Genomic DNA, 13,647 nt, shown 5'->3' on the forward strand with positions numbered 1-13,647 from the left:
CGCCGTCGATCACGCGCGATCGGCTTAGTATCACGAGCTGCGTTCGATCGACTCTCTCCGTTGTGCGGCATTGCTTTGTAACGATCTCTTTAGATTCATTTACATTGCTTATTGTTGATTTTGCAAAACTCAATCTTTGTTTGTTTTACTTTAAATTCAATCAAGCTTTTTCACAAAAATATATTCAACTTCGTGGACGTTACGGAAGGTAAGTCTCTAGGATCTAAAAAGCAATTTGGATTGACATAATTCATCAATTTCCAATTGCCTCATTTCCATTCTTCAACACGGATTCATTTACAAATGACTGCAACGATCACCCGTCAAGGTGGTAGCAGTTGGGATCGCTTCTGCGATTGGATCACCAGCACCAACAACCGGATCTATGTCGGTTGGTTTGGTGTGTTGATGATCCCCAACCTGCTGACCGCAACCATCTGCTACATCATCGCCTTCATCGGCGCTCCCCCGGTTGACATCGACGGCATCCGCGAACCCGTGGCTGGTTCGCTGCTGTACGGGAACAACATCATCTCTGGTGCTGTGATCCCCTCGTCGAACGCCATCGGTCTGCACTTCTACCCCATCTGGGAAGCTGCTTCCTTGGATGAGTGGCTGTACAACGGCGGCCCCTATCAGTTGGTGGTTTTCCACTTCCTGATTGGCATCTTCTGCTACATGGGTCGTCAGTGGGAACTGAGCTACCGCCTCGGTATGCGTCCTTGGATCTGCGTGGCTTACAGCGCTCCTGTGGCTGCTGCAACCTCCGTGTTCCTGATCTACCCGATCGGTCAAGGTTCGTTCTCCGACGGTATGCCTTTGGGCATCTCGGGCACCTTCAACTTCATGTTGGTGTTCCAAGCTGAGCACAACATTCTGATGCACCCCTTCCACATGTTGGGCGTTGCTGGTGTGTTTGGTGGCTCGCTGTTCTCGGCAATGCACGGCTCCTTGGTGACCAGCTCGCTGGTGCGTGAAACCTCGGAAGTGGAAAGCCAAAACTACGGCTACAAGTTCGGTCAAGAGGAAGAAACCTACAACATCGTTGCAGCTCACGGCTACTTCGGTCGTTTGATCTTCCAATACGCTTCGTTCAACAACAGCCGCTCGCTGCACTTCTTCTTGGGTGCTTGGCCGGTTGTGGGTATCTGGTTCACTGCACTGGGTATCTCGACGATGGCGTTCAACCTGAACGGCTTCAACTTCAACCAATCGGTTGTTGATTCGCAAGGTCACGTGATCAACACCTGGGCTGACGTGATCAACCGCGCCAACCTGGGTATGGAAGTGATGCACGAGCGTAATGCTCACAACTTCCCGCTGGATCTGGCTGCTGGCGCTGAAGCTCCGGTTGCCCTGCAAGCCCCGGCGATCAACGGCTAAACCTGCCTTGGCTCGATCGCTTGATCGAGCCAACAACACAACTGAATCTTGCTGGAAAGGGGAGTGGTTTTGCTGCTCCCCTTTTGATTGGTTTGGGGGGTGTTTTGGGAATGTTGGGTTTGGTTGGATGATTGTGGATTGCAGCCCTGAGTCTGTGTGGATGCATCGGCGAATCCGAGTGCCTTAATCGAGGACTGAAAACCGTTGGCAGATGGTTCAACTGGGCGATCGCCCCTTAGAAGCCCCTTGGAAAAAGTTGGGATGGCCCCGACAATTGAGCTAAAAAGTGCCTCAAATCGAAGATAGGAGCCTGAATTGCGCACATTAACCGCAAATATGGATCCTGAGTGCGCCAACAGCTTCTGAGTCAGTCTGATAAGATCGTGGCAGTTGGAGCCATCGTCATTCAATCTCGCTCCCCGTTCGATCAGATAGCACTAGTGCCTAGTTAGCGAACCGATCGGGTGAATGCTGAGGGGGAAGTAGCATCTTATAAACGTCTGAACGTCTAAACGTCAAAATTCTAAACGTCGAGATTCAGCCTGCGGCTATCAACACTACCAACGCTATCAATAGTTATCGAAAGCATTAGAGTTTTTAGCCATCAGGAAGAGGGGATATCGATCAACACTGAACTGTTCATCTCCCATGAAACTTTCTGATGTTATTAGACGATGTGTTAGAGACTTCTGGAAAAAGACAGCCGTAGTTGCGGTTGCCTATTGTGGAACCGGCTTATTGTCGGGCTATTTTGCCATTCCACCGGGCTATGCTTCGCCGGTTTGGCCCGCAGCGGGGATTGCCTTGCTGGCTGCCTTGTATTGGAAAAAATATTCCTATTTAGGCATTTGGCTAGGGTCTTTTGTCCTGAATGTGTTGATCGGCACAAGGGCGATCGGCACGATTAATCTCAGCATTGTTTTGGTGGGAGCTGGCATTGCTCTGGGCGCAATTTTGCAAGCCTATGTTGGCAATGTTTTATTACAAAAACTGTTTAAGCATCCCATTTGGCGAGAAGAATTTTTAGGAATTCTGGCGCTACTGGTGTTAGCGGGGCCCATCAGTTGCATGGTGGGAGCAACGGTGGGCAATGGTGTGTTGCTCGCCAGCCATTCCATCACTGGGTCTCAGTTTTTGGAGTCTTGGTGGAATTGGTGGATTGGTGATTCGTTGGGAGTTTTGGCGGTTTTGCCCGTTGGCATCGTGTATATGCTCAAGCGCCAACGCATTGTCTTGAAGCTACACCGTGAGTCTAACCGTGATCGACAATTTGCGTCCTATATTTTGCCAGCTTTGTTGGTTTTAATCTCCACCATTTTGGCTTTTCAAATCACAAAAAATGCGGAACGACAGCGCCTCTATGCTGTGTTTGAAAATGATACGGAAATTATTACTCAACGGCTACACGAGAATTTGGACAAGGCCACGCAAATTCTCTTTAGTTTGCAAGGGCTGTTTGATACGGCTGACCGCGATCGGGGTTTGATTCCGGTGAGTCGGCAACAGTTCAAGATCTTTACGGATCCCTATTTTGAGCGAGTTCGAGGCATCCAAGCCGTTGGTTGGAATCCGGTGGTGAAACGGGGCGATCGGGCGAAATATGAAGCCTACATTCGCGAAGAAGGCTTTGTGAACTTTCAATTTCAACAACGAGATGAAAATAATCGGCTGATTCCCGATCGCGATCGAGAAACCTATTACCCCGTGTTGTATATCGAACCGCTGAATGGAAATCAGCGTGCTTTTGGGTTCAACTTAGGGTCAGAAAGTCGCCGTCTTCGGACTCTAGAGCTGGCTCGGGACTCTGGCGGCTTAACGGCCACACCGCCAATTAAACTCGCCCAAGAAACGGGTCAGCAGCAGGGCGTAATTCTCTATTTACCGGTTTATGAATTGCCGCTGCCAACCACCACAGCCGATCGGCAAAAATCTCTGTCTGGCTATTTATCTGTTGTTTTCCGAGTGGGGGATTTGCTGGAAACTTCTTTTCGGAATTTAGTTTCCAAGGGAATTGAATTTACCCTGTATGATCAGCCGCTTTCGGAAATGCTGTACCAGTCCAACCTTCAGGAAACTCAACAGAATAAAAATGCCTATATGGCCCGAGAGCAAATGATTCGCTTTGGGGGACGAGCTTGGGAAATTCGGTTTTGGGCGACGGAAGCTTATATTCGCGAATTAAGCACCAATGAACCCATGGTGGTGTTGCTTTCTGGGTTTTTCATTACGGGGTTAACGGGGGCTTTTTCGATCGCCCAAATTCGCAACTCCATTTTGGTGAACCTGTTGGTAGAAAAGCGAACCTATGAATTGGCAAGAAGCCAAGAAGCGGCTCTGCAAGCGGCCAGCAATGCGGAAAAGGCGAATCGAGCGAAGAGTAATTTTCTGGCGATCATGAGCCATGAATTGCGCACGCCCCTCAACTCCGTTCTGGGTTTTACGGAATGTTTGAAGGAGGATATGTTTGGCCCTGTGACGGAGGAGCAACGCAATGCTCTGGAGACCGTTGAGCGGAATGGTCGCCATTTGCTGGCTCTGATCACAGATATTTTGGATCTATCGAAAATCGAAGAAGGCAAGTTTGAAATTGAGCTGGCTCCAGTGGATATTGAGCTGCTTTGTCGGTTTTGCCTAACGTTAGTCAAACAACAGGCGATCGCGAAAAGCATTATGGTCAATCTTGATCTGCCGTTGGTGATACCAACCCATGGAAATTTGCAATTGATGGCGGATGAACGACGGCTGCAACAATCGATCGTGAACTTGCTGAGCAATGCGGTGAAATTCACCTCTGAAGGTGGCTCAATTACGCTGCAAGTGTCGCTACCAGACCCTGATCATCCATTCATCCGCTTTGCTGTCATTGACACGGGAATTGGAATTGCAGAAGCAGATTTTCACCGGTTGTTTCACCCCTTCACGCAACTAGATGAAGCGCTGAATCGTCAATACGAAGGAACAGGCTTGGGCTTGTCCTTAGTGAAGCGCTTGGTTGAATTGCATGGTGGACGAGTTGGCGTTACAAGTCGGGTGGGCTTCGGCAGTTGTTTCACGATCGACCTTCCCAGCGCATTGTTGATTTCCGTGTCGGATGATCTTGAGAGTCCTGTTGAGTTGGATGATGAAACTGAGCCAGGTTCAGGATCAATACCGGAATCAAGATCGGATTGCGATCGAGCAGATCATCTTGATCCACTCAGGGGAGAAGATTTGGTGAATTTGTGGGCCCCAACGCTGAAAATTTCTCCCCACTTGCCAATTGTTCCGCCGCTCATTTTGCTGGCCGATGATAATTTTGAAAATGCCCAAACCATTGCTCGATATTTGACTAATCGAGGTTATCGATTTTTGCGAGCTGGCAATGGCCGAGAAGCTGTTGAAATGGCAATTGACTATCAGCCCGATTTGATTTTGATGGATATCCAAATGCCGGAAATGAACGGGTTGGAGGCTATGGAACTCATTCGCGAAAATCCCCAAACGGCTCATATTCCAATGATTGCTTTGACGGCTTTTGCCATGGCTGGCGATCGGGCCCGTTGTTTGGCTGCTGGGGCTAATGAATATCTTTCTAAACCTGTGGAATTGGCCCATTTAAACAAGGTCATTCGTGGCTTTTTTGAGTAGTATTTTTGAATAGTGATTTTTGAATAGATGAGTGTTTTAAAGTGTTTTTAAATAAATAAGGTGTATGCAAAACACCTACACGAAATGCACACACGCAATGCGCATACCAAACGCTCAAACCCTAACGTCCCAACCCTAACGCCCCAACTGATTAACAGCGGCCTTCGCTTCTCGGCGTAACCCTTCGGCATTGCGGAAAAACTCCTGGCCGTCGTGGAGCCGGGTTTCGTCATAATTCAGCGGGAAGTAGGCTAACTCTTCCAACCCATCGCCCAGGTGGTTCAAGCTGTAGTACAAATTGGCGGCAATGCCAGCGGTGCTGCGGGGATTGGGCATGGATTGCAAAGTGGCCTTGGCCCGATCGAGCGCCGTGGTCATCCGTTCCAAATAGGCTTCAAAGTTCGCCATCAATTCGTCATCGTAGGGATCAGCGGCGAGGGCGTTCACAGCTCCCTTGAGCGATCGGGCAATTTCGCGAATGGCGCGATCAACCGGTGTATGAACCCGCCGTAACCATTGTTCCAAGTCTTCATCAGCAGCTCGGCCCGTTTGGCGCGATCGCCGCTGTTGACGATGCTGTTCCGTGGCGGTGGTGCTGCGTTGTTCCCGTTGCCGATCGGCCGCATAGGGCTGGTGGTTCCAATTGTCGGGGCGATCGAATTGCCCATAGCGCAATGCCACGTCATAGTCAGCACGCCGTTGGTCATCGCTGAGCACTTCGTAGGCGACGTTAATGGCGGCAATGAGGTCATTGTTGGGCAAATCAGGATTGCAGTCCGGGTGAAATTGCTTCACCAAACGCCGATAGGCCTGCTTAATTTGAGCGGCGGTGGCGGTGCGATCGACCTGAAGGGTTTCGTAGTGGTTGGAAGCGGCCATGGGTGGAAAACAAAAGGCAAGCGGGCAATGATCCACCCATCATCGACATCTGACAAGCATTGGCCGATACGGTTGAAGGGGAATCTGCGTATTAAGATAGTTTGCGAACCACCCTTGTAAGCAAAGTGTAGGCAACGCTTGTGACTGCCCGATCGCATGAAGCGACTCTCTTCGTCGATGGCTACAACGCCATTGGTCAGTGGTCGCAAATGCGAAAACGCTCCATGCACCGACACCTCGAACGGGACGATTTGGAGGCAGCCCGTTGGGAGTTGATTCAGCAACTTTGCAACTATAGTGCCTATCGGGCGTTTGCAACCTACCTGGTCTTTGATGCCCAATACCGCGCAGAACGAGCTTCTGCGGAGACCATCACAGATCACCTAACGGTGCATTACACGGAATTTGGGCAAACGGCTGATACTTACATTGAACGGGCCTGTGCGCTCTACAGCCGCGAAGTGAATCGAGCCAGTCGGCGCGTGATTGTGGCCACGTCCGATCGCGCCCAACAGATGACCACGATCGGCTATGGCGCTGAGTGGATGTCTGTCCAGCAATTGCTCCACGACATTGAATTAGCGGAACAACAGGTGCGTCGTCGGCAGCGATCGACCCAAACCAGCAGCGGCCGCTTCCTGAGCAGTCGCCTGGATGATGCGGTGCGTCAGCAGCTTGAACGATTGCGCTATGGCGATTCCGCTTCCTCTTGATTTTTGTTTGATAGCCCTAGGGCTGGTCGTTAGATCGCCTGAAACCCTGATTCCACCGTTGGTAGATCGTGGGGGACAAGGGGCTTAAGCCCCTTGTTACGACGACTGGGGCATGAAAAATCAATCACTTTCGCTTGACTCCAGGAAATGGCGACGGGCCCTAAGCCATTGCCCGGCCTGTCCAGATCAACATCAATCTTCAAAAGTCTGCTCATCCCACAACTGTCGCAGCCGATCGAGCAAGCGCAGGGGCAAGGTTTCCCAGTCTGCCGCCGTTTCCGACTCCCCAGCCGTTGGCTGCGATCCATAGGAACTCCGGCGATCGCGCACTTGGGGCGTTAAGGATGATGACTTTTGCCCATAGGTCATTGGAGGGCGTGATGGGCCTCCCGGCAACTCTCTGGCGGCATCGGCATCGGCTCCCGGCCCTTCCGTGCGATCGGGCTTCAGGTTAGGGGGTAAGTTCGTTGAAAACCATTCAGTTAATCGATCGACTGCCCGATCGTTGAAATTCCCGGGAATTTGCGACTCTGAAGGTGATGGGTTGCGTGTGGATTGGTAAAGCCGCTCCAGGTACATCACAACAGCAGCCCGTTGCTTTGGAGCGATCGCCTGGCGAGTTTGACGGGCGATCGGATCCGTCGCTTCCGTAATCCAAGCCAAGCCCGATCGAACCCGCGCCAAATAGGTTTCCAAGGCCTCCCAATCCTGAAGCGATGTCACTGGTAATCGTTCTGGCGCATGGGGTGGCAAGGGCAAATCACCCACGGCCAACCAGCCCCACAGCCAAGCCTCCGTCAGTTGCGCATTAATTCCCACGGGCACAAAGGCCACCACATGATCGGGCCAATCTAGCGGCATGGCCAACGGCTCAAGGATGCTGGAGTCTTGCACCTTCGGGATTTGTGCCGCCCCTGATGCCTCGGTCTGGGACTCCATCACAAAGGGCAACAGGGCGATCGAACCCACTTGCGGCACGGCCAAACAAGCCACCTCGCCAGGCAGCCTGGAAACCGGCCGTAACTCACCCGACGGTTCAAGGGCCAACCACTGCCAAAGATGGCCCAATGCATCCATCGCCAAACTTTCCAAAAATACCGCTCGTCCTTGATGGGGGTTGGCCGCCTGACCCGCTTGGGCCAAGGCCCTTTGCCGATCGGCCTGATCCAAAGACAGGATAAGTGGATCCCAGTCCATTACGGCGCTCCTGTTTTGGGGGTGATCAAGCCTAGTAATTCCATAAATTGGGTTGGCTGGGTGCAAATCTCCTGGGCGATCGCCTGCAACATGGGATAGCACCGTCGCTTCCAGTGACTATGAATTGTTTGTTCATTCATTTGCAACTGCTGAGCTAAAGAACGCCAAGTCACCTTTTTCTCGGGCGGTTGTCGCTCCACCCGATCGCCCCGAGTCTGCAACAAAATCGACTGAGCCAAGAACTGACAATTAAGCTGTGGATCCTTCATGCCACAACAACCACTGAGGCGGCCTTCTGGATCTCGCTCAATATAAAGCTCCACCAGCAACCCTTGGCGCTGCACAGTTTGACGTTGCTGCTGTTCAATCAGGGTTTCAATGCCATCTAAGCGCAACCCGGCCGGCACGCAGTCTCCCAATGTGGAACTAGCGCGATCGCCCCGATCGGTTCCCACCGGAGCATCCAAGCTGAGGGCATTGAGCGGCATTTTGGCGCGGCGATAGAGATCAATAATTCGATACTTCAACTGACCATTCACCCAGGTCACAAATCGTCGGCGCACCAACTCCGGGCTGCTGTGGTCTAAGTCGCACCGAAAGGCAGCGATGTTTTTTTGGACATATTCCAACGCCAGGTTCAGCGCTTCCAAATAGTCTGGGTGTGAATCTTTCCGCAGACCCGGCAGCTTGGGAATTAGGGCCAATAACTGCTCAAGGGCCCGTTTGCGGTTCCGGGACTTGGGGGGCTGAAGTTGGCGCAGCAGCCGGATCAGCGCCAGGTCAGGATCCGCCGGCTCCGCTGGGTCGGGGGAATTTGGGGAGTCTGGGGAATCTATTGAGTTTGAGTTGATCGATCGAGCCACGTTTGCCGCTCCTAGGAACGAGAGGGAATCGGTGGAATAAGAGGGCTAATTAACAATTGACGATGGAATCAAGATTGCAGCCGCTTTGGTGATCCCCCCTAACGGGTCTGCATAAGTTTCTGGGACTTAGCCGATTAATAGAAGCCACAGTTGCATGTTTCCTGGCTGATTACTTTCGGTAAACGACTTTCGGTGAATGCCCCCCGGTGAATAACTCCCGGTGCATTCTGCCTGGGCTGATTACTGCCGGTGAGCAACTTCCGGTTCATTTTCTTCAGCTTATTTTTCCTGGCCCATTGGCTCATTATTACGGGAGGCTAACCCATGACAATGCAGGGGATTGCTAGTGATTATTCTGTTGCCCAGCCGCAGTTCACCTCAGATCCAGCCACCGCTCCATCTGATCAAACCATGAGCACCCAGCCTCTGGCTAACAATTCCCACGGGGCCAGCTCGATTCACGGACGCTTGCGACAAATTGACTGGCGACCGATTTTGTTCAAACTCACGGATGCAACCCATGGGTTGGGTTGGTCGATGGAGCGTGCAATCCCAGCTTTACAAGGCTATTTACAATTTTTACGAGCCATCGATCGCTATCCTCACATGGCCCTTGTACCCAGCGAGGACGTGGATGAAGTGTGGCACTGCCATTTGCTGGACACGCAAAAATATGCGGCCGATTGCCAGTGGCTCTTTGGTCGCTTTATTCACCACAATCCCTATTTGGGCACGCCAACCACGGGGGGCAAGGAGGCTTTGGCTCAGGCTTGGCAAGAAACTCGCCGGTTGCTCCAAACCTCGGCGGATGAACTGGCGGGCGGGTCTTGGGGCTGGTTGAGCGACGGCCCTTCCACTTGTGTGTTGTCCTTTCAAGATTTGGGCGATCGCCCTGGTTTGCCTCTCCGAATTCGGGCGGATCTGTCGGTGGAATTGCTGCCCTGTGCTTAGGAGATGTTTGGCAAGGATTGGGGGGCACTGGCCAATTGGGACACTAGCAAAGCACCAATCGTCGTGGGGGCAAGATTGCGAGGGCAAGATTATGGGGGCAAGGGGCTTAAGCCCCTTGTCTTTGGCAGTTGGTGAGACCCGCAAGCTAGCAATTTGGGCTGTTCAGACACCCTCTGAGGAGTTGAGTCTAATGCTCTGCTGCCCGGTACGGTGCTACTGGGGAGTGCGCTGCAAGTCCGATCGCTCTTCGGGGACGATCGCCCCTTCCACCGGACAAACTTGGAGGCAAATGCCGCAATCAATACAGGTAGCAAAATCAATCCAGAACCAATCGGTTCCCTTGTTGTTTTTGCCGGGGCCGGGGTGAATGCAAGCGACGGGACAAGCTTCCACGCAGTCGCCCACGCCTTCACAGGTGTGGGTCACAATTGAATGAGCCATAGGACAATTAGGGACGGTTCTTCAGGTGTGTTCTTCTCAGGCCATGAGGCGCTCTTCAGTGTATCGCGACGTTAAGTAATGTAACGAGCGGCAGAATCGTGCAAAAGCTTGGCGAGAACTCTCGGGAATCTGCTGACTGGTGGGCCGGGAGGGGATGTCCATGAAACAATGTCCAGAAAGCAACTGTTGTGGAAGGATGATTGGCGTTGGTTTCTGAGAACCTACAACTCGTAAAGCGCGATCGGGAGCCTGTCAGTAGTTGGGCGCTTTACCATCTCCTGAAGTGGTCGGTGATTAGCCCGGTGTTGCATTCCTATTTTCGGGTGCGCATCTACGGAGCCGAGCGGGTGCCGAAGACTGGGCCGCTGATTGTGGCCAGCAACCACGCAAGCGATTTTGACCCCCCGATCGTGGCTAATTGCACGGGCCGGCCGGTGGCTTTTATGGCCAAGGAAGAGCTGTTTAATGTGCCGCTGTTGGCTCCCGCGATTCGGCTCTATGGGGCCTATCCGGTCAAGCGTGGTACGGGCGATCGGGGAGCCATCCGAGCCGCCATGGATTATTTAGATGCGGGCTGGGCTGCGGGTGTATTCATTGACGGCACGCGCCGGCCCGATGGCCGCATTCACAACCCCAAGCTGGGGGCAGCGCTGATTGCGGCTAAAACTCAAACGCCTTTGTTACCCATGAGCTTGTGGGGGACGGAGCAGATTTTTGCGAAGGGGAACGTTCCCTGCCCGGTGTCGGTGACGGTGCGCATTGGTGAGCTGATTGACCCACCCCGATCGAGCAATCGTGCTGAACTGGAAGCCGTCACCCAGCGCTGTACGGATGCGATCCATGCTCTCCATGCTCTGGGTCGTTAGGGGCCAAACGGTTACGCCGTAGGAAGCATAAAGGGGTAGGGGCATACGGTTGTATGCCCCTACTGGAAACTGTGTTGGGGGGTGAAGCCGCAAGAGCACCCCCCATTTGTTGTCAAAAATCGTTGCTTGGTAACGATCGCCTAGTGCGGGTCTAGGACACGCTCGACAACTGCGCCAAGTTGGCTTTGAGGGCCTCCACCTTGTCCAGGGCTTCCCAGGGCAAATCCAAGTCCGATCGACCCAAGTGCCCGTAGGCCGCCACCTCTTGATAGAACCGGCCACCCCGATCGCCCGGTAACCGTTGCAGATCGTAGGTTTGGATGATGCCAGCGGGCCGCAGCTCAAAGCAATTGCGAATGGCTGTGAGCAGTTGGTCTTCGTCTACCTTGGCAGTGCCAAAGGTTTCGATCGAGATACTGACCGGGCGGGCCACCCCGATCGCGTAGCTGACCTGCACTTCGCATTTTTCTGCCAAGCCAGCGGCCACCACGTTTTTGGCCACATGGCGACAGGCATAGGCCGCGCTGCGATCGACCTTGGTGGGATCCTTACCCGAGAAAGCGCCGCCCCCGTGGCGAGCATAACCACCGTAAGTGTCCACAATGATCTTGCGGCCCGTTAAGCCCGAGTCTCCTTGGGGCCCACCGATCACAAACTTACCCGTTGGGTTCACCAGAAAACGGGTTTCGCTCGAAGGCTTCACGCTCAAGTCCGTGAACACCGGCTCCACCACCGCCGACCAAAGATCCTCCCGGATTTTGGCTTGCACGGCCGCTTCTTCGGAAATATCCCCGATCGAAGCGGTGTGTTGCGTCGAAATCAGAATCGTATCGATCGCCACCGGCCGGCCGTCTTCATAGACCACCGATACTTGAGTTTTGCCGTCGGGCCGCAGGTAAGCCAATTGACCCGTTTTGCGAACCGCCGCCAACCGTCGCGCCAATCGGTGAGCAATGCTAATCGGCAGGGGCATCAATTCCGGCGTTTCGTTACAGGCATAGCCAAACATCAAGCCCTGGTCGCCTGCCCCGATCGCATCCAGGGCCTCATCACTCATCGCCTCCCGAGTTTCCTGGGCCGCATTCACCCCTTGGGCAATGTCCGGCGACTGTTCATCCAACGCCACAATCACAGAGCAGCTCTCGGCCGCGAACCCATTGCTGGAATCGGTGTAGCCAATTTCGGCAATTTTGCGCCGAGCAATCTCAACAAAGTTCACATGGGCCTTGGAGGAAATTTCCCCTGTAATCAACACTAAGCCCGTGTTAACCACCACTTCAGCCGCCACCCGCGCCTTCGGGTCAACGGTGAGCAGCGCATCCAAAATGGCATCGGAAATTTGGTCACAAATTTTGTCGGGGTGACCTTCCGTGACCGACTCAGACGTAAATAGGGAGCGACGAGACAAGGACACTGGCCCTCCAACAGCGAGACAGACTGATTGCTGATAAGCGAAGCGATTATATCACTGGTCTCTATTTGCCTTAGGTAACCATTAGTACTTGCGCTTTTCTATGAAAACTCTGAGAGCTATGATTCACGAATGAGTTCAATCAATTGTTTGGGTTAATTCATGGAACTCATGTGGGCTTAATTGATGAAACCTATTCTTGAACGGGTTAATTAACGGTTGAATCAATGGGGCGATGTATTGCTTGGCTTGGCAGTTAATTGAGAAATGAATCTGAAAAATTAGTTTATTAATAAATTTGAAATCGGTTTGAGAACTGATTTGTTAATTTATGCGATCGAAACCTAGGTGATCGAAACCTGAAGTGCATCCAAACTCTGAATCAGAAAATCAGCCTGTAGTTCCGATCGAGCCTGGTTGCGCATCTCTTGAACATCAATCGCCTTGGGGGGAATGGTGCGCGAAACGATCGTGTTGGGGATTGCGTAGGTGCGGTCGATCCCGATCGCGGCGGCCAGCCCCGCAGCCCTCGCTGCCTGCATGTCAATTGCAGAGTCACCCACGAGCAAGACCCGATCGGGCGCAACTCCCAATTGCTCACACAAGCGCCAAACACTAGCTGGGTCTGGCTTGGCGGGCCCCGTGTTCGCCGCGCCAATCACCTGAATCCATTGGGCCAGGTCATACCGCACCAGAAACGCTTGGGTATGTTCCAGCGTATCGCCCGTCAAAATCCCTAATTCCAAGCCCGATCGCGCCAAGCGCTCCAGGCAAAATTCCGTATCCTCGTAGGGCCAAGTTTGCAACGCCTTGTCCCCACAGATTCGATCGGCTTCGGCAAAGGCCTGTTGCACCAGGGCGATCGCCGTGGACCAGCTACAGCCGGTTTCCGCCACGTAGGCCGCTGCCGCCACACAGTTTTGCTCACGAGTTCCCACCGCCATCAGCCCGGCCAGATTCCAGCGATCGGCACCGGCCCCCATGGCCAACAGCAGGCGATCGTCCACCTCAGGAATGCGGGACTGAATAGCTTTGACCCTCGCTTGGGCCAACAGCCGCAAAAAACTGCTTGTGTCGGCCAGCGTTCCGTCCTTGTCGAACAGAACTGCCTCAATTCCCTCTAGGGGGTGACCATCTACCCAAACTGTTAACACGAGTGGTTTTCCCAAGGGCGATCGCCCATAAAGACTACCCCCCCAAATGTTGATCTGGCCTGAATTTTGGATTCAGCCACCCAATTCCCACACCAAGGGCAAGCAAGATTTCAAACAGAATTCAAAAACCAGACTTCAAAAACCAGAACTCGAAAATGCAGC

At 53.0% G+C, this 13,647-nt stretch carries 11 protein-coding genes; 5 read left to right on the forward strand and 6 right to left on the reverse strand.

All coding sequences use genetic code 11. From position 1 onward, the window contains the following. Nucleotides 1–303: 303 nt before the first annotated feature. Both psbA and AMR42_RS02170 read left to right on the forward strand, forming a co-directional pair. The gene (gene psbA / locus AMR42_RS02160; protein ID WP_099531814.1) at nt 304–1,383 is read left to right on the forward strand and encodes a photosystem II q(b) protein; all 1,080 of its coding nucleotides are present in this window, start codon (nt 304–306) and stop codon (nt 1,381–1,383) included. A gap of 648 nt (nt 1,384–2,031) precedes the next feature. Next, complete coding sequence (locus tag AMR42_RS02170) at nt 2,032–5,010, forward strand: CHASE domain-containing protein (RefSeq protein ID WP_099531816.1); 2,979 nt, start codon at nt 2,032–2,034, stop codon at nt 5,008–5,010. 135 nt (nt 5,011–5,145) lie between these two features. Here the strand turns inward: AMR42_RS02170 and AMR42_RS02175 are convergent, their stop codons facing one another. Further along, on the reverse strand, nt 5,146–5,889 hold the full coding sequence (locus AMR42_RS02175) for a J domain-containing protein (protein WP_099531817.1): 744 nt from the start codon (nt 5,887–5,889) through the stop codon (nt 5,146–5,148). A 140-nt stretch (nt 5,890–6,029) separates the two neighbouring features. Between AMR42_RS02175 and AMR42_RS02180 the strand changes: the two genes are divergently transcribed. Next, nucleotides 6,030–6,602 carry an NYN domain-containing protein gene (locus AMR42_RS02180; RefSeq protein WP_234406503.1) on the forward strand — a complete coding sequence of 191 codons (573 nt, stop codon included), beginning with the start codon at nt 6,030–6,032 and terminating at the stop codon, nt 6,600–6,602. A 192-nt stretch (nt 6,603–6,794) separates the two neighbouring features. Here AMR42_RS02180 and AMR42_RS02185 read toward each other — a convergent pair whose 3' ends face one another. Together AMR42_RS02185 and AMR42_RS02190 are read right to left on the reverse strand one after the other, a co-directional pair. Next, the gene (locus AMR42_RS02185) at nt 6,795–7,799 is read right to left on the reverse strand and encodes a DUF1822 family protein (RefSeq protein ID WP_099531818.1); all 1,005 of its coding nucleotides are present in this window, start codon (nt 7,797–7,799) and stop codon (nt 6,795–6,797) included. After that, a complete protein-coding gene (locus tag AMR42_RS02190; protein WP_099531819.1) occupies nt 7,799–8,662 on the reverse strand; it encodes a hypothetical protein in 864 nt (287 codons plus the stop codon). The genes AMR42_RS02185 and AMR42_RS02190 overlap by 1 nt, the downstream gene beginning before the upstream one ends. 411 nt (nt 8,663–9,073) lie before the next feature. On the opposite strand from AMR42_RS02190, the gene AMR42_RS02195 reads away from it, so the two are divergent. Further along, a complete protein-coding gene (locus tag AMR42_RS02195) occupies nt 9,074–9,613 on the forward strand; it encodes a glycine-rich domain-containing protein-like (protein WP_158234321.1) in 540 nt (179 codons plus the stop codon). A 213-nt stretch (nt 9,614–9,826) separates the two neighbouring features. On the opposite strand, the gene AMR42_RS02200 is transcribed toward AMR42_RS02195, so the two are convergent. Next, complete coding sequence (locus tag AMR42_RS02200; protein WP_099531821.1) at nt 9,827–10,054, reverse strand: ferredoxin family protein; 228 nt, start codon at nt 10,052–10,054, stop codon at nt 9,827–9,829. A gap of 206 nt (nt 10,055–10,260) precedes the next feature. On the opposite strand from AMR42_RS02200, the gene AMR42_RS02205 reads away from it, so the two are divergent. Next, on the forward strand, nt 10,261–10,920 hold the full coding sequence (locus AMR42_RS02205; protein ID WP_099531857.1) for a 1-acyl-sn-glycerol-3-phosphate acyltransferase: 660 nt from the start codon (nt 10,261–10,263) through the stop codon (nt 10,918–10,920). 151 nt (nt 10,921–11,071) lie between these two features. Here the strand turns inward: AMR42_RS02205 and metK are convergent, their stop codons facing one another. Both metK and AMR42_RS02215 read right to left on the reverse strand, forming a co-directional pair. Then, nucleotides 11,072–12,328, reverse strand: a complete 1,257-nt coding sequence (gene metK / locus AMR42_RS02210) for a methionine adenosyltransferase (protein WP_099531858.1) — start codon at nt 12,326–12,328, stop codon at nt 11,072–11,074. Between the two features lie 347 nt (nt 12,329–12,675). Further along, entirely contained in the window at nt 12,676–13,485 is an 810-nt protein-coding gene (locus AMR42_RS02215) for an HAD family hydrolase (RefSeq protein ID WP_158234322.1), read from the reverse strand. Nucleotides 13,486–13,647: the final 162 nt, after the last annotated feature.

Origin of the sequence: Limnothrix sp. PR1529 (assembly GCF_002742025.1) — a bacterium.
Lineage (GTDB): Bacteria > Cyanobacteriota > Cyanobacteriia > CACIAM-69d > CACIAM-69d > CACIAM-69d.